The following is an 18994-nucleotide window of genomic DNA, read 5'->3' as shown; positions in this document are numbered from 1 at the left end:
CACGATGCATCTGCTGCGCACCACGCCGGGCGGCTTCGTCGACGATACGCAGGGCGTCGTCCGGATCGACCAGCAGCCGGCCGACATCGTGATCCTGAGTTCGGCCGACACGACGCTGTCGCTGCTCGCGAGCGTCGTGCCGCACTTGCCCGAAGGATTTCCGAGCGTGCGGCTCGCGAACGTCACGTTCCTGCGGCAGCCGGCGTCGGTCGATTTCTACGTCGACGACGTGCTGCGTCACGCGAAGACGGTCGTGATCGATCATCTCGGCGGCGAAGCATACTGGCCGTACGGGATCGAGCAGGCCGTGTCGCTCGCGTCGAAGCGCGGGCAGCAACTCGCGATGTTCTCGGGCGACCTGCAGGAGGACCCGAACCTCGTCGCGAAGAGCACGGTCAGGCCCGACCTGTGCCGGCTGTGGTGGCGCTATCTGCGCGAGGGCGGCGTGCACAACGCCGACGCGCTGCTGCGCAGCATCGCGTTTCACACGCTCGGGTTCGGCGACGAGCCCGAACCGCCGCGCCCGCTGCCGGCCGCCGCGCTGTATCACCCGGCGCGCGACCCGGCGAGCGTCGACGACTGGCGCGCGCGCTGGACGCCGGGCGCACCCGTGGTCGCGATCCTGTTCTATCGCGCGCACTGGCAGGCCGCGAACACGGCCGTGTTCGACGCGCTGGCCGATGCGCTCGTGCACGAACGGCTCAATCCGCTGCCGATCGCCGTCACGTCGCTGAAGGACGCGGTGAGCCGCGAGGTCATCACGCAGCTGTGCGACACGCATGGCGTCGCGCTCGTGCTGAATACCACCGCGTTCGCGGCCGGCGCGATCGACAGCCCCGAACACGACGTGCTCGCGGGCGACGCGCCGGTGCTGCAGGTGATCCTGTCCGGCGGCAATCGCGACGCGTGGCTCGCCGACAGCCAGGGCCTGCACGCCCGCGACATCGCGATGCACATCGCGCTGCCCGAGGTCGACGGGCGCATCGTCACGCGCGCTGTGAGCTTCAAGGGGCTCGCGTATCGTTGCCCGCATACCGAGGTCGACGTCGTGCGCTACCAGCCGGATGCCGAGCGGATCGCGTTCGTCGCGGCGCTCGCGCGCGGCTGGTGCCGGCTGCGCACGCTGGATAACGCCGACAAGCGCATCGCGCTGATTCTCGCGAACTATCCGCAAAGCGAAGGGCGGATCGGCAACGGCGTCGGGCTCGACACGCCGGCCTCCGCGCTGCGCGTGCTCGCGGCGCTGCGCGACGCGGGCTATACCGTGGCCGACCTGCCGCCCGACGGCGACGCGCTGATTGCGCGGCTCACCGAGGGCGTCACCAACGATCCCGCCGTGCGTACGCTGCGTCCCGCATTTCAGAGTTACGCGCTGGCCGACTACGTCGCGCGGTTCGCGCGGCTGCCGGCCGCCGTGCGCGATGCGCTGAACGAACGGTGGGGGCCGCCCGAAGCCGATCCGACGCTGCGGCAACAGCGTTTCACGATCGCCGGCTGGCGCGCGGGCAACGTGTTCGTCGGCATCCAGCCGTCGCGCTCGCGCGACGAGAACGACTACGCGAGCTACCACGATGCCGACCTCGTGCCGCCGCACGCGTATCTCGCGTTCTATTTCTGGCTGCGCGATGCGTATCGCGTCGACGCCGTCATCCATCTCGGCAAGCACGGCAATCTCGAATGGCTGCCGGGCAAGAGCGTCGCGCTGTCCGACGCGTGCTGGCCCGACCTGACGCTCGGGCCGCTGCCGCACCTGTATCCGTTCATCGTCAACGATCCGGGCGAGGGCAGCCAGGCGAAGCGCCGCGCGCAGGCCGTGATCGTCGATCACCTGATGCCGCCGCTCACGCGCGCGGAAAACTACGGGCCGCTGCAGGATCTCGAACGGCAGGTCGACGAATACTACGAAGCGCTGATGGTCGATGCGCGGCGCGCGAAGCTGCTGCGCAAGACGATCCTCGCGACGATCGCCGAGCATCGTCTGCACGACGAGCTGAGCGTGTCGCCGCCGCGCGATGCGGGCGACGAGGATGCGCTGCTCACGCGGGTCGACGCGTGGCTGTGCGAATTGAAGGAAGCGCAGATTCGCGACGGGCTGCACGTGTTCGGCGCGTCGCCGGTCGAGCGCCAGCGGCGCGACACGCTGCTCGCGCTCGCACGTTTTCCGGTCGGCGACGGCAAGGGCGAACGGGCCGGGCTGATCGGCGCGCTCGCGCGCGATCTTGCGCTCGGCGACGCGTTCGATCCGCTCGCGGCCGACTGGGCCGCGCCGTGGACGGGGCCGCGGCCGGCCATCCTGCAAACGCTCGACGCGTCGCCGTGGCGGCATGCGGGCGATACGCGCGAGCGGCTCGAACGGCTCGCGCAGCACTGGCTGGCCACTGTGTGCGGAACCGCTTCGGAGAATTCCGGTATCGACGTGCCGCCGCCCGGCGAATGGCCGCATACGCTCGCGGTGATCGAGCGCGTGCGGTCGACGCTGTTGCCCGCACTCGACGCGTGCGGCCGCGAGGAAATGCGTCAACTGCTGCGCGGGCTCGACGGGCGCTTCGTGCCGCCGGGGCCGAGCGGCTCGCCGTCGCGCGGCCGCCCCGACGTGCTGCCCACGGGCCGCAACTTCTACTCGGTCGATACGCGCGCGGTGCCGACGCAAGCCGCGTGGTCGCTCGGGCTGAAATCCGCGCAGCAACTGATCGAACGCCATCTGCAGGATCACGGCGACTATCCGCGCGCGATCGGGCTGTCGGTGTGGGGGACGGCCACGATGCGCACCGGCGGCGACGACATCGCGCAGGCGTTCGCGCTGATCGGCGTGCGGCCGAAATGGGCGCACGGCAGCCACCGCGTGACCGACTTCGAGATCCTGCCGATCGAGATCTTCGATCGGCCGCGCATCGACGTGACGCTGCGCGTGTCGGGCTTCTTCCGCGACGCGTTTCCGAACCTGATGCATCTGTTCGACGCGGCCGTGCAGGCGGTTGCCGCGCTCGACGAGCCGGAGGAGTTGAACCCGATCCGCGCGCGCATCGAGCGCGAACGCGAGAAGTGGGTCGCGCAGGGCGTGGCGCCCGACGACGCGCGGCGCCGCGCCGGCTGGCGCGTGTTCGGCGCGCGGCCGGGCAGTTACGGCGCGGGCCTGCAGGACCTGATCGACCAGCGCCGCTGGCAGACCGACGCCGATCTCGCCGATGCCTACCGTCAATGGGGCGGCCACGCGTACGCGCAGAACAGCGCGGGCGACGCGGCGGCCGACGTGTTCGGCGAGCGGCTCGCGACGATCGACGTCGTCGTGCAGAACCAGGACAGCCGCGAGCACGACATCCTCGATTCGAACGACTACTACCAGTTCCAGGGCGGGATGACGGCGGCCGTGCGCCATCTGTCGGGGCAGCAGCCGAGCATCTATCACGGCGACCATGCGAACCCGGTCGCGCCGAAGATGCGCACGCTGCGCGAGGAAATCGCGCGCGTGATCCGCTCGCGCGTCGTCAACCCGAAATGGCTCGACGGCGTAAAGCGTCACGGCTACAAGGGCGCGGCCGAGCTGGCCGCGACCGTCGACTACCTGTACGGCTATGACGCGACCGCGCGCGTGCTGTCCGATCACCAGTACGCACTCGTCGCCGACGCGTACCTGTTCGACGACGCCACCCGCGCGTTCCTCGAACGGCACAACCCGAAGGCGCTGCACGGCATCTGCGAACGCTTCGTCGAAGCGATGCAGCGCGGGCTGTGGCAGCAGCCGGGCCCTTATCGCGAGCGGATCGAAGCGGTCTGGCTCGCCAGCGAACAACGCCAGGAAGGAGGACGGCGATGACCGATCCGACGATGCACCGCGCCCGCGCGGTTTTTCCGTTCGCGGCGCTCGTCGCGCAGGACGCATTGCAGCAGGCGCTGTTGCTCGCCGCGATCGACCCGTCGCTCGGCGGCGTGCTCGTCAGCGGCCCGCGCGGCACCGCGAAATCGACGGCCGCGCGCGGCCTCGCGGAGCTGTTGCCGGAAGGGCAGTTCGTCACGCTGCCGCTGTCGGCGAGCGACGAGCAGGTGACGGGCACGCTCGATCTCGCGCATGCGCTCGCCGAAAACGGCGTGCGCTTCCGGCCGGGCCTGCTGGCTCGCGCGCACCTCGGCGTGCTGTACGTCGACGAAGTGAACCTGCTTGCCGACGGGCTCGTCGATACGCTGCTCGACGTCGCCGCGAGCGGCGTGAACATCGTCGAGCGCGATGGCGTGTCGCACGCGCACGACGCGCGATTCGTGCTGGTCGGCACGATGAATCCCGAGGAGGGCGAGCTACGCCCGCAGTTGCTCGACCGCTTCGGGCTGATGGTCGAACTCGAGAACTGCTTCGACGCTGGGCAGCGCGAGCGGATCGTGAAGGCGCGTCTTGCATTCGATCTCGATCCGGACGCGTTTCGCGCGCGTCATGCGGCTGCCCAGCGCGCACTCGCGGACCGGATTCACGCGGCGCGCGCGCGGCTGCCGGCGCTGGATTTCGACGACGCGGTTCATGCACGCGTCAGCGCGCTGTGCATCGATGCGGCCGTCGACGGGTTGCGCGCCGATCTCGTGATGCTGCGCGCCGCGCGCGCGCTGGCCGCGCTGGAGCAGGCCGACGCGGTGACGGTGTCGCACGTGGAGTGCGTGGCCGAAGCCGTCCTGCGGCATCGGCGCCATGCGGAGCCGCCGCATCAGTCGTCGCGCCAGTCGTCGCAACACGGCGGCGAACGCGACGATCGTTCGCCGCCGGATACGCGCCAGCGGCCCGGCGACCGATCGGGCGAAACACAGGCCGGCGCGTCGGCATCGCAGGGCGACTGGGGCTACCTGCCGCCCGAACCGGCCGGGCTGCGCGACGTGAAAGGCGTGGTGCCGCTGCCGCTAAAAAAACGCTGAGCCATCGAGCCGGCGCCGCCGCGAACGCGATTCGCGGTCCTCGATGGCAATCAGGCGCAGCGGCGCGCGTGCCGGGTACGTTGCGTGCCGGCACGGCCGTCGCGTGGCCGGCGACGCTCGCCGCGAAACGCGGGAGCCCGCTGCATCGCGACCATCTGCGCTTCGCGAAACGCGCGGGCACGCCGCACGCGCTGCATTGCTTCGTGCTGGATTGTTCGGCGTCGATGCTGTCGCACGAGCGGCTCGCGCTCGCGAAGGGGCTGATCGTCGCGTATTTCGATCAGGCCGCGCGTGAGCGTGCCGAAACCGCGCTGGTCTGCTTCGGCGGCAACGGCGCCGCGCGGCGCTTCGGCCCGGCCGTGCCGCGCTGGTGGAATGCGCGCTGGCTCGAGCCGGTCAACGGCGGCGGCGGCACGCCGCTGGCGGACGGCATCGCGGCCGCCGCGCAGTTGCTCGCCCGCGCGGCGCGCCGCGAGCCGGCCAGGCAGCGCTGGCTGTGGGTGCTGTCCGACGGGCGCACGCGCGAGATGCCGGCGAGACCCGCGGCAGCCGATCACGTCGTGTTCGTCGACTTCGACGATGCGGCCGTGCGGATCGGGCAGGGCCCACGGCTTGCCGCGGCGTGGGGCGCGCAGTGGGTGACGGCCGACGCGCTTCGCACGGATCTCGCGGGCTGATGGCCGCCCGGCGGTGCGCTATGATCACCGCTTCTGCTCCCTGGAAACTCCCGCCATGCAAGTATTGGTCGATGCCGACGCGTGTCCCGCCGTCATCAAGGACATGCTGTTTCGCGCCGCGCGTCGTGCCGAAATCTGCGTGACGCTGGTCGCGAACCAGTTTCTGCGCACGCCGCCGTCGCCGTTCATCAAGGCCGTGCAGGTGCCGGCCGGCTTCGACGTGGCCGATGCGCGCATCGTCGAGTTGGCGGAAGCCGGCGACCTCGTGATCACGGCCGACATCCCGCTGGCCGCCGCGGTGCTCGACAAGGGCGCGCATGCGCTCGACCCGCGCGGCAACTGGTTCAGCCGCGAAAACATCGAGGAGCGCCTGTCGACGCGCGCGATGATGGACCAGTTGCGCAGCGCGGGCATCGACACGGGCGGGCCGGCGCCATTCAGCGCACGCGACGGCAAGGCATTTGCATCGCAGCTCGACCGTTTTCTGGCGCGGCACGGCAAGCCGTAACGACACGTCGGCGCCCCCGCCGGGATGCAGGTTTGCGCCGACGCTGCTATCGTGTGGCGCGAACCCCCAGCACAGGAGCGCACGCGTGTCACCGACCCAACTTCTCGTTCCGACGTACACCCAGATGCTGCGCGCGCAGTCCGCGTGGCTCGACAAGGCCGTCGCGCACCGGCAAGCCGCGGGCGAGGAAACCGACGCGGCGATGACGCTGAGGCTGGCGCCCGACATGTATCCGCTCGCCGCCCAGGTGCGTTTCTCGTGTTTCCAGGCGATGGAGCCGGTCCACCGGCTGCGTGGCGAGCCGCTGCCGGCTGCCTTGCTGGCGCTGCGCGAGGCCGGCTGGAACGCCGATGCGCAACCGGGCTCGCCGGCCGACGCGCAGGCGATCATCGCCGGCACGCTCGCCTTTCTCGGGGAACTCGCGCCCGATGCGCTCGACGGCGGCGCGGCGCTGCCGATCTCGCTCGAGCTGCCGAACGGGACCGCGTTCGACATGACGGGCGAACAGTACGCGCGCGACTGGGCGCTGCCGCAGTTCTACTTTCACGCGATCGCCGCGTACGCGATCCTGCGCCATCACGGCGTCGAGCTCGGCAAGGCCGATTACGTGCCGCACATGCTCGCGTACGTGCGGCCGGGCACGATTCCGCAAGGCTGAGCGGGCCATCCCGGGGCGGCCGCGAAGCGACATGACGCGCGCACTGTTCATCTGTAGCCGCAACCGGCTGCGCAGCCCGACGGCCGAAGCGGTATTCGCCGCGTGGCCGGGCATCGAAACCGATTCCGCGGGCCTCGCGCCCGATGCGGACGCGAGGCTCACCGCCGAGCAGCTCGACTGGGCGGACATCGTGTTCGTGATGGAGCGCGCACACAAGGCGCGACTGTCCGCGCAATTCGGCGCGCATCTGAAGCACCGGAAGATCGTCTGCCTCGACATCCCCGACCGCTACGCGTTCATGCAGCCCGAACTCGTCGCGCTACTCGAACGCAAGGCCGGCCCGTTCCTGCGCGCGTAATCGCCGCGGTCGGTACCCGAGCCCGAGCCGGCGTCGAGCTCGGCGAAGCGGCTCGCTCGTGCACTCTGAAAAACAGTCGAGCCGCGGCAGTTCGATGATCTCGCGCGTCGGTACGCTCGCCCGAGCGTGTCGAGCCGGTCGACGGTGAATCACATGCAGCGCGCGATCTCGTTGCTCGCGCACGGCGTCAGGTTCGCCGGCACGTCGGCCAGGCCACCAACACGTGACGCAGCTTCGTCAGGCCGCCGAACCGCACCACGTAGTCGAGTGCGAGCCCCTCCGGCCGCGTTTCCTCCGCAAGCTCCCGCTGCGCGGCTTCGAGCGGCGTGTCGTGCGCCGCCCGGCGGCGACGGCATGCAGCCCGCAGCGCCGACGTGACCGGCCGTTCGTGACCGTTCCATGCGCCGCGGTCGCGCCCACGGACGACAGTTCACGCGTGCGTGTAAATCCCGCTGCGCGCGGGTTTCGCCCGGCGCGAATGGCGGCGCTTGTCAACGGCACGCCGGTGATGACGCGACGGCGCGGTGACGTGCCGGCGCGCGGGCGCGGGCCGGGCGGCCGGCCGCGCAGCATGCGGCGCCGCGCCCGGCATCCCGGTTTGTCCTTCGCCGAAGTGGAAAGTCTGGTTCTGCGCGTGCGCGACGCCCAGCGACGACACCAGCACGAGGGCCGCCAGCCACAACCGTTTCATGAATGTTCTGCCTTGTATGGATAGGGATGAAGGTTGCCCGCCAGCTTAGCGAAGCGCAGGGCGCCACCGCAACCGGCGCGCGTTCGGTGTCATCCCCACTTGCACGCGACGGCGTGATCCGGACGGCAAGCGGGTCCATCCGGGCTTGACAACATAATTCGTGAGTGTGAATATAAATTCACACACAAGAATTATTCATCGAATCCGGACTGGCCGAGCGCAAGCGCCGGCCCACCGGAACCGGCAGTCCGATCGACCGGAACCAGGAGCGAGACGCATGGCGGAACACGAGCAGCAGGGCGCGCTGGCGGGATTGCGCATCATCGATCTGTCGCGGGTGTTGGGCGGCCCGTACGCGACCCAGATCCTCGCCGACCACGGCGCGGAGGTGATCAAGGTCGAACCGCCTTCCGGCGACGAGACGCGTACGTGGGGCCCGCCGTTCGACGGCGACACAGCGTCGTACTTCCTCGGCGTGAACCGCAACAAGCTCGGCATCGCGCTCGACCTGACGCAGCCGGCCGATCGCGAGCGGCTGCTCGGGCTGCTCGAACACGCGGACGCGCTGGTCGAGAACTTCAAGATCGGCACGATGGAGCGCTGGGGGCTCGGTTTCGATGCGCTGCACGCGCGGTTTCCGCGCCTCGTTTATTGTCGCGTGTCGGGTTTCGGCGCGGATGGTCCGCTCGGCGGGCTGCCGGGCTATGACGCGGCGGTGCAGGCGCTCGCGGGGCTGATGAGCGTCAACGGCGAAGCCGGCGGCGCACCGTTGCGCGTCGGCGTGCCGATCGTCGATCTCGTCACGGGGCTGAACGCGGCGCTCGGCGTGCTGATGGCGCTGCGCGAGCGCGATGCGAGCGGGCGCGGCCAATTCGTCGAATCGACGCTGTTCGACTGCGCGCTGTCGATCCTCCATCCGCATACGCCGAACTTCTTCCATTCGGGCCAGGCGCCCGTGCGCACCGGCAACGCGCATCCGAACATCACGCCGTATGACAGGTTTCCGACGGCGGGCGCCGACATTTTCCTGGCGGTCGGCAACAACGGGCAGTTCGCCGCGCTGTGCGACGTGCTCGGCACGCGCGACTGGCTCGACGATCCGCGCTTCGCGGACAACCGCGCGCGCAGCCGTAACCGGGCCGCGCTGCGCACGCTGCTCGAAACGGCGCTGGCCGCGCACGACGGCGCGACGCTCGCCGAGCGACTGATGCACCGCGGCGTGCCGTGCGCGCCCGTGCTCGGGCTCGACGCGGCGCTCGACCACCCGCATGTCGCGCATCGGCAGATGAAGGTCGAGCTGGGCCGGCATCGCGGCATCGCGTCGCCGATCAAGCTCGGCCGCACGCCGGCCACGTACCGGCGGCCGCCGCCCGCGCTGAACGAACATGCGGCACAGGTGTTTGCGGATGACAACGGCAACGACGACAACCGCCGGACGTGACCGGCCTGGCCGCCGTCGGCCGTGCCGCCTTGCGGCGCACGGCCGCGCGCGCCGGCACACCAACAATTCGGACATCACGCCGGCCCGCGCATCGACACGCACCGACACGCGCACCGGCTGAAGAGGAGACGCATCATGCTCGCATGGATCGGCGCGATCGCCATCGTCGCGCTGTTCGGCCTGATCATCACGAAGCGGCTGTCGCCGCTCGTCGCGCTGATCGTCGTGCCGGTGGCCGCGTCGCTCGCGGCCGGCTTCGGATTGCAGACCGGCAAGTTCGTCGTGCACGGCGTACAGAACATCGGCCCGATCGCCGGGATGTTCGTTTTTGCGATTCTATTTTTCGGTATCCTCACCGATGCGGGGATGCTCGATCCGATCATCGCCGGCGTGCTGCGCGTGATCGGCTGCCATCCGCCGCGCATCGTGATGGGCTCGGCGCTGCTCGCGCTGCTGATCCATCTCGACGGCTCGGGCGCCGTCACGTTTCTCGTCACGCTGCCCGCGATGATGCCGCTCTATACGCGGCTCGGGATGGATCGTCGCATCCTCGCGTGCGTCGCGTCGATGGCGGCCGGCGTCAATTTCCTGCCGTGGGTCGGGCCGATGCTGCGCGCGTCGGCCGCGCTGCACATTCCCGGCTCGGCGATCTTCATGCCGATGATTCCGGTGCAGATGGTCGGGCTCGTGTTCGTATTCGGCACCGCGTACGTGCTCGGCGTGCGCGAGGCGAAGCGGCTCGGGCTCGACCGCGCCGGCGCGGCCGCGCTCGCGATCGCACCGCGCGAGCTGACCGACGCCGAGCGCGCGTTGCGCCGGCCGGGCCGCTTCGGAATCAACGTCGCGCTGACGCTGGTCGTGCTCGTCACGCTGGTGTCGGGCATCGTCGACCCGATGGTGATGTTCATGCTCGGCACGGTCGCCGCGCTCGTGATCAACTATCCGGACGTGCACGCGCAGCGCGAGCGGATCGACGCGCATGCGAAGGCCGCGCTGATGATGGCGAGCGTGCTGCTCGCGGCCGGCGCGTTCACCGGCATCATGTCCGGCACCGGGATGCTGAAGGCGATGGCCGAGGTCGTCGTCGCGCACGTGCCGGTCGAGCACGCGCGCCACATGCCGTTCGTGCTCGGGCTGCTGTCGATGCCGCTCAGCCTGCTGTTCGATCCCGATTCGTTCTACTTCGGCGTGCTGCCGGTGCTCGCGGAGAGCGGCAAGCTGCTCGGCGTGCCACCGATCCAGATGGCGCAGGCCGCGCTGCTCGGCCAGATGACGACGGGTTTTCCGGTGAGCCCGCTCACGCCCGCGACGTTCCTGATCGTCGGTCTGACCGGCGTCGAGCTCGCCGAGCACCAGAAATTCACGATTCCGTTCCTGTTCGCCGCCACCGTGCTGATGGTCTTCGCCGCGGTCGCGACGGGCGTGTTTCCATTGTGAGCGGCGCGGCCGTTCACGCTTGCCGGGAGAGCAGTCCATGCAGTTCGACCTGACCGACGACCAGCGCGCGATCGAAAGCGCGATCGAGAAAATCTGCGCGCGCTTCGGCGACGACTACTGGCTCGAACGCGATCGCGCGGGCGGGTTTCCGGCCGATTTCCACGCGGCGCTCGCCGAGGCCGGCTGGCTCGGCATCGCGATGGATCCGGCCTACGGCGGCGCCGGCCTCGGGATGACCGAGGCGGCGCTGATGATGCGCACGATCAGCGCGTCGGGCGCCGGGCTGTCCGGCGCGTCGGCCGTCCACATGAACATCTTCGGGCTGAATCCGGTGCAGGTGTTCGGCAACGATGCGCAGAAGGCGCGCTTCCTGCCGCCGCTGATCGCCGGGCGCGACAAGGCATGCTTCGCGGTGACCGAACCCGACGCCGGGCTCGACACCACGCACCTGAGCACGCAGGCGCGCCGCGACGGCGATCACTACGTGCTGAGCGGGCGCAAGATCTGGATCTCGACCGCGCAGGTCGCGAACAAGATGCTGATCATCGCGCGCACGACGCCGCTCGACCAGGTCGCGAAACCGACCGACGGGCTGAGCCTGTTCTATACCGACCTCGACCGCTCGCGCGTCGAGGTGCGCGAAATCGAGAAGATGGGCCGCAAGGCGGTCGATTCGAACATGCTGTTCATCGACAATCTGCGCGTGCCGCGCGACGACCTGATCGGCAACGAAGGTGACGGCTTCCGCTACCTGCTGCACGGGCTGAACCCCGAACGGATCCTGATCGCCGCCGAGGCGATCGGGCTCGGGCAGGCCGCGCTGCGCCGCGCGACGCAGTATGCGTGCGAGCGCGTGGTGTTCGGCCGGCCGATCGGGCAGAACCAGTCGATCCAGCATCCGCTCGCGCAGGCATGGATGCAGCTCGAGGCCGCGTGGCTGATGGTGATGAAGGCCGCGACACGCTACGACGCAGGCCAGTCGTGCGGCGCGGAGGCGAACGCGGCGAAATACCTCGGCGCGGAAGCGGCGTTCCAGGCGTGCCAGACGGCGATCGCGACGCACGGCGGGATGGGGTACGCGAAGGAATACCATGTCGAGCGCTACCTGCGCGAGTGTATGATTCCGAGGCTCGCGCCCGTGAGTCCGCAACTGATCCTGTGCTACATCGCGGAGAAAGTGCTCGGGCTGCCGAAGTCGTACTGACCGTACCGACCCGGCGGCCCGCCCGGCGCGCGGGTTCCCGTTCCGAATCAAGCGCTCGTCATGGACGTCAAACTCGTTGCCCGCACGCTCGACCTGTTCGAGCTGTTCGCCGCCGAACGGCGGCCGCTGCCGCTCACCGAACTCGCGCGCCTGCTCAACGTGCCGGCGTCGAGCTGCCTCGCGATGGCGCGCACGCTCGTGAGCCGCGGCTATCTGTACGAAGTGCGCAAGCGCGGCGGCTACTATCCGACGCGGCGCCTGCAGACGGTCGCCGCCGCGATCGACGCGACCGATCCGGTCGTCGACATCGTGCATCCGCACCTCGTCGCGCTGCGCGACGCGAGCCGCGAAACGGCCGTGCTCGGCAAGATCCAGGGCGCGTCGGTCACGTACCTCGACGTCGTCGAATCGGAGCAGGCGATCCGCTATACGCGCCAGCCGGGCGAACTGCGGCCGCTGCATGCGAATTCGATCGGCAAGGCGATCTTCGCGGAACTCGCCGCCGATGCGCAGCAGGCACTCGGCGCGCAACTGCCGTTCGAACGCTTCACCGACGCGACGGTGGCCAACCTGCCGACGCTCGTCGCGCAGACCGCGCGGTTTCGCGAACTCGGGTGGGCGGAGAACTTCGGCGAAAGCGCGCCCGAACTGTCGGCGATCGCGGTCGCGCTGACGCTCGACGGCGACTGGTACGGGCTGTCGATCGTTGGGCCCACCGAGCGGATCCGCCAGCATCGCGACACGCATGCGGCGCTGCTCGTCGACGCGAAGGCGCGGCTGCTGGCCGAGCACGCGCGCGGGTAGGGCGCCGGCTGCGGGCCGTCGCCGGCGTGCGGCCCTGCCACGCCGAAAACGGCCCGCCGCGCGTCACGCGCGAGCGCGCCGCACCGTCACGACTTCACCCACACGCCGCCCGCGCTCGGGTTGTCGCCCTGCGTCCACCATTTCGCGCAATACTTCGCGCCCTGATACGTCACGCACGTGCCGCCCTGGTACGCGGTCGTCGCCGACCACGCAGGCGTGCCGCCGCCGATCGGTTTCCACACGGCGGCCTGGCCGGGCACGTCGCCCTGCGTCCACCACTGCGCCTGATACGTCGTGCCCTGGTAGGTGACCGTCGCGCCGGCCGTATAGACCTGGCCGGCCGCCCACGGTGCGCCCGGCTGAGGCGTGCCGCCGTCCGAGCCGCCGCCGTAGTTCGGGTCCTGCGTGACGCCCGCGCCCCACTTGCCGTCGAGCTTCCTGAAGATCGCCGCGAACGCGTACGGCTGCTGCGCGACGCCCGAGCAGGTCGGCGACGCATACGTGCCGCCGGACGGGCACGCCTGATCGCGGCCGACCGACCAGTTGCCGAAGAAGCCATAGCCGTTCGCGACCGCCGCGTTCAGCACGGTCTGCGCATTCGCGAGCGTGAAGGTTTCGCCCTGCACGTCGTTCACGCCGATCATCGGCGTGACGCCGACCATCTGCCACAGCTGCGCGTTGGTCTTCGGCTGGCCGGCGGACTTGAACGCCGTATCGAGCTGCGAATACAGCGCCTGCGCGGCGCTGATCGCCGCGGCGCCCATGTCGATGTTCGCGGGGCCGTAATCCATTGCCATCACGTTGACCGCATCGAACGTGGTCTTGTTCGCGATGGCCGCGTTGACGACGTTCACGCCGTCCTGCGTGAGCCCGGTCGGCATCGTCGGCAGCGTCAGCGTCACGTGCAGCGGCTTGCCCTTCGCCGCGTAGTCGGCCTGCAGTTGCGCGACCGCCTGGAAGTTGCGCGCCACCGCCGCCGTATCCTGCTGCGACGCACCCTCGATGTCGAAATCGACATGCGTGAGGCCGTACGTATCGATCACCGTCTGGTATGCAGTCTTCAGCGCGGGAACCGTCGAGCACGCCTGCATCAGCGGCGTGCCGTTCGCGCCGCCGAACGACACGGCGACTTCGCCGCCTTTCGCGCGGTAGCTCGCGATCGACGTGGACAGCGCGGTCAGCAGGCCGCCGCTCGCGCCGTTGCCGATCGGCTGCACGCCGCCCCACGACGGCACGCAGCCGTTGCCCGCGACCACGAACGCGAGCGTGAACTGCTGGATGCCCTGGCGTACGCCGATCTGGTCGACCAGCGGTGTCGGATAAAGCGTCACGTCGACATACGGTGCATAGACGCCGGCACCGTGCGACACGCTCGCCATCGCGAGCAGACAACCCGCGGCGAACGCACGCGGAACGAAACGCGGCAACACATTGTTGTTCATTCTGTGTTCTCCAAGTGGAAGAGGGATACGCTGGCCTGCGTATCGCCGCCGGCGGGCAACGCAGGTGTCCCACCGGCGGCGTGCCTATCTTGGAGGATTCGCGTCGAATAGGGAATTTAGGTGTTCTTCTTTTTGCTATTCGATTTCCGATACGTAACGAACTTGCCGATTCGTTCGCGTTTCGAAACGCGGGGCGGGCACTTTTTCCGACCGGTCGCGCGACGCAGTGCGCATGGACCGGTTCCAGCGAACCGGCGACGCGCCGGCATGCCGATCGCCGGCGCGCGTGCATGCGCATTCACGCGAGCGTCGCCCCGGATGCGGTACGCGCCACGCCGCGCGCAGCCGCGTTCACCGATACCAGCGCGGCGTATAGACCCATTCGCGCGTGTTGCCGATCGCGAAACGCCGTGTCGTCGACGAGCCGACGATCACCATCGTGCGCATGTCGACCTGCTCGCCGCGCAGCGCGCCGAGCGTCGTCGTCGAGAGCGTCGCGCCCGGCCGGCCGATGTCGCGGCCGAGCACGACCACCGTATCGGCCGCGCGATGCGCGCGCACGATATCGAGCGCACGGTCGAGCTGCCACGGCCGCGCGCGCGAGATCGGGTTGTAGAACGCCATCACGAGATCGGCTTGCGCCGCGTGCCGCAGGCGCGTCTCGATCACGTCCCACGGCTTCAGGTTGTCCGACAGCGAGATCGCGCAGAAATCGTGGCCGAGCGGCGCGCCGGCCTGCGCGGCCGTCGCGAGCGACGCGGAGATGCCGGGCTCCACGCGCAAGTCGACCGCGGCCCATTGCGGGTCGCGTGCTTCGTCGAGCGCTTCGAGCACGGCCGCGGCCATCGCGAACACGCCGGGGTCGCCCGACGACACGACCGCGACGCGGCGGCCCTCGGCCGCGAGTTCGAACGCATGGCGCGCGCGCTGCATTTCCTCGCGATTGTCGGTGCCGTGCACGCGCTGGTCCGCCCGAAACGGGCCGGCCATGTTCACGTAGGTCGTGTAGCCGAGGATGTCGGTCGCGTCCGCGAGCGCCGCGCGCGCGGCCGGCGTGAGCCATGCTGCGCCGCCCGGGCCGAGGCCGAGCACCGTCAGGCGGCCGCGTGCGCGGCCGAGCGTGGCCGGATCGACCGGCTGCGATGCGACCGCGCACGCGAGACCGTTCGATGCGTCATGCAACGTATGCGTGACGCGCAATGCGCGGCCGAGCAGCGTGGCGGCGTCCGCGGGCGCGTCGCGGTCACGATCGCCACCGCTATCGACGAAACGCAGCGGCACGTCGAGCGTGCTCGCCGCTTCTTCCAGTGCGGCGTCGCCGATCGCCGACGCCGGCGCGACGATGGCCGCGAGCGCCAGCCGCGCGAGGCCTTGCGCGTCGAGCGCGGCTTCGATACGCACGGCGAGCGCTTGCGCTGCATGCACGGCATCCGCCGCCACGCCGACCACCACGCTGCGCGGATGAATCACGAGTTCGTCGCGCGCGCCGCGCCACGCATCGGGCGTCACGCGAATCGCATGCGCGGCCGCGGCATCGCGCGGCAACGCGACCCCGTCGAGCCACGGCGCGGCGCCGTCGATGCGCGTCGACGCGCCCGCGAGCAGGTCGGACACGAAGCGCTTGCCTTGCGCGAGGTCGGCGAGCGCATAGCCTTCCGGCGGATTGAGCACGCATGCGCCGAAGCGCAGTTCGCCGCTCGTCGTGATCGCCGGCGCGACGCCGACGCATGCGGCGATTTCACGCGCGATCACGTTGACGCCCATCAGCCCGCCGAGCAGCGGCACGACGGCCGAGCCGTCCTCCGCGACCGCGAGCACCGGCGGCTCGACGCCCTTGTCGGCGAGCGCGGGCGCGAGGCAGCGGATCACGATGCCGGCCGCGCACAACGCGACGATCGGCAAGCCGCGTGCATAGAGTTCGCGCAGGTGCGCGCCGAGTTCGTCGAACGACACGTCGGCGTCGACGCGCGAGGCAAGCCCGTGCACGCGGGCGCCCGGGTAACGCGCCTGGATACGCCGTGCGGTATCGAGCGCGCCCGCGCCGAGAATCACGATCGCGGGCGGCGTCGTCATCCTTGCCATTTTTCCCCCGGCACGACGAGCAGCGAGAAATACGGCGACGCCATCGGATCGACCTCGTCGAGCGGCACGATGCGCTGGTTCGCCATCGTCGCGCGCTCGACGTACAGCGCGCGCTTCGCGAGCCCGAGTTCGTCGAGCACGCGCCGCACCTTGTCGAAATTGCGGCCGAGCTTCATCACGACGGCCGCGTCGGCCCGCGCGAGCCGCTCGCGCAGTTCGTGCTCGGGCAGCACGCCCGACAGCACCGACAGGCTCTGGTTGCGATAGACGAGCGGCTGGCCGAGCACGGCCGTGCCGCCGAGCATCGCGCACACGCCGGGGATCACCTCGGTGTCGTAGCGCGGCGCGAGGCGGTCGTGCAGATACATGTACGAGCCGTAGAAGAACGGGTCGCCTTCGCAGATCACCGCGACGTCGCGGCCCGCATCGAGGTGCGCGGCGACGATCTCGGCCGCGGTGTCGTAGAAATCGGCGATCACCGTCTCGTAGCACAGCGGCGGCGGCAGCGCCTCGGTCGTCACCGGGTAGACGAGCGGCAGTTGCGTCTGCCCGTCGAGCAGGTGCGCCTCGACGATGCCGTACGCGTTGCCTTTCTTGCCTTTAGCGACGAAATACGCGACCACCGGCGCCGCCTGCAGCACGCGCAGCGCCTTGATCGTCATCAGTTCGGGGTCGCCCGGGCCGACGCCGACCCCGAACAGCCGTCCGCGCGCCGTCGTCATTCGACCTCCGTTGCAAGCGCATTGACCGCGGCGGCGGCCATCGCGCTGCCGCCGCGCCGGCCGAGCAGCGCGACGTACGGCACGCCGCGGCTGTCGGCGTCGAGCATCGCCTTCGATTCGGCCGCGCCGATGAAACCGACCGGGAAGCCGAGGATCAGCGCGGGGCGTGGCGCGCCGGCGTCGATCATGTCGAGCAGATGAAACAGCGCGGTCGGCGCATTGCCGATCACGACGACGCTGCCCGCGAGATGCGGGCGCCACAGTTCGAGCGCCGCGGCCGAACGCGTGTTGCCCAGTTGCCGCGCGAGATCGGGCACCTCCGGCTCGCCGAGCGTGCAGATCACGCGATTGGCCGCGGGCAGCCGTGCGCGCGTGATGCCTTCGGCGACCATCCTCGCGTCGCACAGGATCGGCGCGCCGGCCGCGAGTGCGGTACGGCCGGCCGTGCCGGCGCCGGCGGAAAAACGCAGGTCGTACACGATGTCGACCATCCCGCACGCATGGATCACGCGCACCGCGAGTTTCTCGAGATCGGGCGGGATCTGCGACAGGTCGGCCTCGGCGCGGATCGTCGCGAACGACTGGCGGTAGATTTCCTGCCCGTCGCGAATGTAGTCAAGCATCGGTGGTGTCCTGGGTGTGCCGCGCGTCCATGAGTCGGACCGCGGCCTGGTCAATCGTCAGATGGCGCGCGAGCGGGGCGCCGAGGCCCGCGGTCGCGTCGCGCCGGTAAAGGTCGTAGTGCGCGGGCGCCACCGCGACGAGCGTATGCGCGGCGGGGTGCGGCAGCGCGCAGTGGCGTTCGCAACCGGTCAGATGCACGTCGAGCGGATGGCCGAGACGCGTGGCGAGCGCGCGCGCGTCGAGTTTCGTGTCGGCGTGCGCTTTCGCGCAGCCGGCGCTGCCGGTGCACGCGACGAGCGCCGCCAGCGGTTCGGACGACGCGCACACGAGGCCGAGCGACGCGAGTGCTTCGCGCATCGCGGCCGCACGCGCGTTCGGGACGCCGTGCATGAACACGCCTTGCCACGGCGTCATCGACAGCGTGCCGTCGCCGTCGGCTTCGGCCAGCGCCGCGAGCCGTTCCAGTTGCGCCGCGTCGAGCCGGCCGAGCGCGAATTGCGCGCCGATGCTGCAGCGCGCCGCGTCGCGCGACGGGCGGGCGCCGAAGCGCAACGCGGGGTCGGTGCGCGTGCGCCGCCAGTCGGCAAGCGCCGGATCGGCCGCGAGCGGGAAGGGCAGGTCGTGCTGCGCGCGTTCGAGCAGCGTGCGTTCGTCGCACGTCTCCAGCAACGCGCGCATCCGCGTGACCTCGGCCGGCGCGAGATCGAGGAACGCGCGCAGCAGCGCGCGAACCAGCGCGACGGCCTGATCGGGCGATACGTCGACCGAAGCCGGCCGGTCGCCGCGCGCAACCGGCGGACAGCCGGCCAGCCCCGCCGCGACACGCATCGCACCGTCGCCGCGACGCCACGCCGCCAGCCAGATGTCGTGCGGATGATCGAGCGCCGCGACCGTTTCGCCGCCGTCGAGCTGGATCGAGAATTTCGGCGACAGTTCGCCGCGGCGCGGCTCGCTCGCCAGCATGTCGAGCAGCGACTCGGCGAGCGCGCGGCTATCGACGAGCGCGGCCGGGTCGTGCCCGGCGAGCGGGCTCACCATCACGTTGCGGACGTCGTCGCTCGCCGCGAGCGCGGCTGCATCGACGGTGGCGTTGTCGGCGCTTGCGCGGGGGCCGAGCCCCGCGTCGAGCAGCGCGTGCGCCAGCGCATCGGCCGCGCCGTCGCGAATGCCGCGCAGCTGGAGATTCGCGCGATTGGTCGCGTCGATCGCACCGGAGCCGTACAGGCGCGCGGCGGCGGCGATCGCGCGCGCCTGGCGCGCGTCGAGCCGCCCGCCCGGCAGCTTGATCCGGCACAGCCCGCCGTCGACGGCCGCGACCACGCGCACGAGCCCCGGGCAAGCCGACGGGCGCACGGCGGGCGACGCAGGAATCGAATCGGGAGCGGAATTCAACGGGATACCGGGACAGTGTGGCGCCGCGGCCAACGCATCGGTACACCCCGCCCGACGCCGA

Annotated in this window: 16 protein-coding genes and 1 pseudogene; 10 read left to right on the top strand and 7 right to left on the bottom strand. The window is 70.5% G+C overall.

The features are described from left to right. The first annotated feature begins 4 nt into the window (after window positions 1–4). From cobN to KPB06_RS16400, 6 genes are all read left to right on the top strand, one after another. Window positions 5–3814 (top strand): cobaltochelatase subunit CobN, encoded by a 3810-nt coding sequence (gene cobN / locus KPB06_RS16425; protein WP_104012147.1) that lies wholly within the window; start codon window positions 5–7, stop codon window positions 3812–3814. Continuing rightward, a complete protein-coding gene (locus tag KPB06_RS16420) occupies window positions 3811–4893 on the top strand; it encodes a magnesium chelatase ATPase subunit I (protein ID WP_104012146.1) in 1083 nt (360 codons plus the stop codon). The genes cobN and KPB06_RS16420 overlap by 4 nt, the downstream gene beginning before the upstream one ends. A gap of 68 nt (window positions 4894–4961) precedes the next feature. Then, window positions 4962–5570: a vWA domain-containing protein gene (locus tag KPB06_RS16415; protein WP_124658009.1), complete on the top strand. Its 609-nt coding sequence runs from the start codon at window positions 4962–4964 to the stop codon at window positions 5568–5570. Between the two features lie 55 nt (window positions 5571–5625). After that, window positions 5626–6078: a YaiI/YqxD family protein gene (locus KPB06_RS16410; RefSeq protein WP_021160082.1), complete on the top strand. Its 453-nt coding sequence runs from the start codon at window positions 5626–5628 to the stop codon at window positions 6076–6078. An 85-nt stretch (window positions 6079–6163) separates the two neighbouring features. Next, window positions 6164–6736, top strand: a complete 573-nt coding sequence (locus KPB06_RS16405) for a DUF1993 domain-containing protein (RefSeq protein ID WP_104012144.1) — start codon at window positions 6164–6166, stop codon at window positions 6734–6736. Between the two features lie 31 nt (window positions 6737–6767). Further along, window positions 6768–7094 carry a low molecular weight protein tyrosine phosphatase family protein gene (locus KPB06_RS16400; protein WP_059584077.1) on the top strand — a complete coding sequence of 109 codons (327 nt, stop codon included), beginning with the start codon at window positions 6768–6770 and terminating at the stop codon, window positions 7092–7094. A 42-nt stretch (window positions 7095–7136) separates the two neighbouring features. Here KPB06_RS16400 and KPB06_RS16395 read toward each other — a convergent pair. Next, window positions 7137–7425: pseudogene (locus tag KPB06_RS16395) on the bottom strand (NUDIX domain-containing protein); the annotation flags it as partial. A 99-nt stretch (window positions 7426–7524) separates the two neighbouring features. Beyond that, entirely contained in the window at window positions 7525–7785 is a 261-nt protein-coding gene (locus KPB06_RS16390; protein ID WP_104012143.1) for a hypothetical protein, read from the bottom strand. 277 nt (window positions 7786–8062) lie between these two features. Here KPB06_RS16390 and KPB06_RS16385 point away from each other — a divergent pair, with 277 nt between their 5' ends. The 4 genes from KPB06_RS16385 (at window position 8063) to KPB06_RS16370 (ending at window position 12671) form a co-directional block, all read left to right on the top strand. After that, window positions 8063–9226, top strand: a complete 1164-nt coding sequence (locus KPB06_RS16385) for a CaiB/BaiF CoA transferase family protein (RefSeq protein ID WP_104012142.1) — start codon at window positions 8063–8065, stop codon at window positions 9224–9226. A 135-nt stretch (window positions 9227–9361) separates the two neighbouring features. Continuing rightward, window positions 9362–10663, top strand: coding sequence for a CitMHS family transporter (locus KPB06_RS16380; protein ID WP_104012141.1), 1302 nt, complete (start codon window positions 9362–9364; stop codon window positions 10661–10663). A 37-nt stretch (window positions 10664–10700) separates the two neighbouring features. After that, window positions 10701–11867 carry an acyl-CoA dehydrogenase family protein gene (locus KPB06_RS16375; protein ID WP_104012140.1) on the top strand — a complete coding sequence of 389 codons (1167 nt, stop codon included), beginning with the start codon at window positions 10701–10703 and terminating at the stop codon, window positions 11865–11867. Window positions 11868–11927: 60 nt separating this feature from the next. Beyond that, window positions 11928–12671, top strand: a complete 744-nt coding sequence (locus tag KPB06_RS16370) for an IclR family transcriptional regulator (RefSeq protein WP_104012139.1) — start codon at window positions 11928–11930, stop codon at window positions 12669–12671. 86 nt (window positions 12672–12757) lie between these two features. On the opposite strand, the gene KPB06_RS16365 is transcribed toward KPB06_RS16370, so the two are convergent. The 5 genes from KPB06_RS16365 to cobG all read right to left on the bottom strand — a co-directional run bounded on the left by KPB06_RS16365 (window position 12758) and on the right by cobG (window position 18933). Then, the gene (locus tag KPB06_RS16365; RefSeq protein ID WP_060966103.1) at window positions 12758–14113 is read right to left on the bottom strand and encodes a chitinase; all 1356 of its coding nucleotides are present in this window, start codon (window positions 14111–14113) and stop codon (window positions 12758–12760) included. Window positions 14114–14464: 351 nt separating this feature from the next. Then, window positions 14465–16186 carry a precorrin-3B C(17)-methyltransferase gene (gene cobJ, locus KPB06_RS16360; RefSeq protein WP_104012138.1) on the bottom strand — a complete coding sequence of 574 codons (1722 nt, stop codon included), beginning with the start codon at window positions 16184–16186 and terminating at the stop codon, window positions 14465–14467. Beyond that, window positions 16183–16917: a precorrin-2 C(20)-methyltransferase gene (locus KPB06_RS16355; protein WP_077218400.1), complete on the bottom strand. Its 735-nt coding sequence runs from the start codon at window positions 16915–16917 to the stop codon at window positions 16183–16185. The genes cobJ and KPB06_RS16355 overlap by 4 nt, the downstream gene beginning before the upstream one ends. Next, window positions 16914–17540, bottom strand: coding sequence for a precorrin-8X methylmutase (locus KPB06_RS16350; RefSeq protein ID WP_059584056.1), 627 nt, complete (start codon window positions 17538–17540; stop codon window positions 16914–16916). The genes KPB06_RS16355 and KPB06_RS16350 overlap by 4 nt, the downstream gene beginning before the upstream one ends. Beyond that, window positions 17533–18933, bottom strand: a complete 1401-nt coding sequence (gene cobG, locus KPB06_RS16345; RefSeq protein WP_226093774.1) for a precorrin-3B synthase — start codon at window positions 18931–18933, stop codon at window positions 17533–17535. The genes KPB06_RS16350 and cobG overlap by 8 nt, the downstream gene beginning before the upstream one ends. Between the last annotated feature and the right edge of the window lie 61 nt (window positions 18934–18994).

It is taken from the genome of Burkholderia semiarida, assembly GCF_029268935.1.
Lineage (GTDB): Bacteria > Pseudomonadota > Gammaproteobacteria > Burkholderiales > Burkholderiaceae > Burkholderia > Burkholderia semiarida.
The sequence above is the reverse complement of the archived record's forward strand: the minus strand, read 5'-3'. Positions and strand labels throughout refer to the sequence as shown.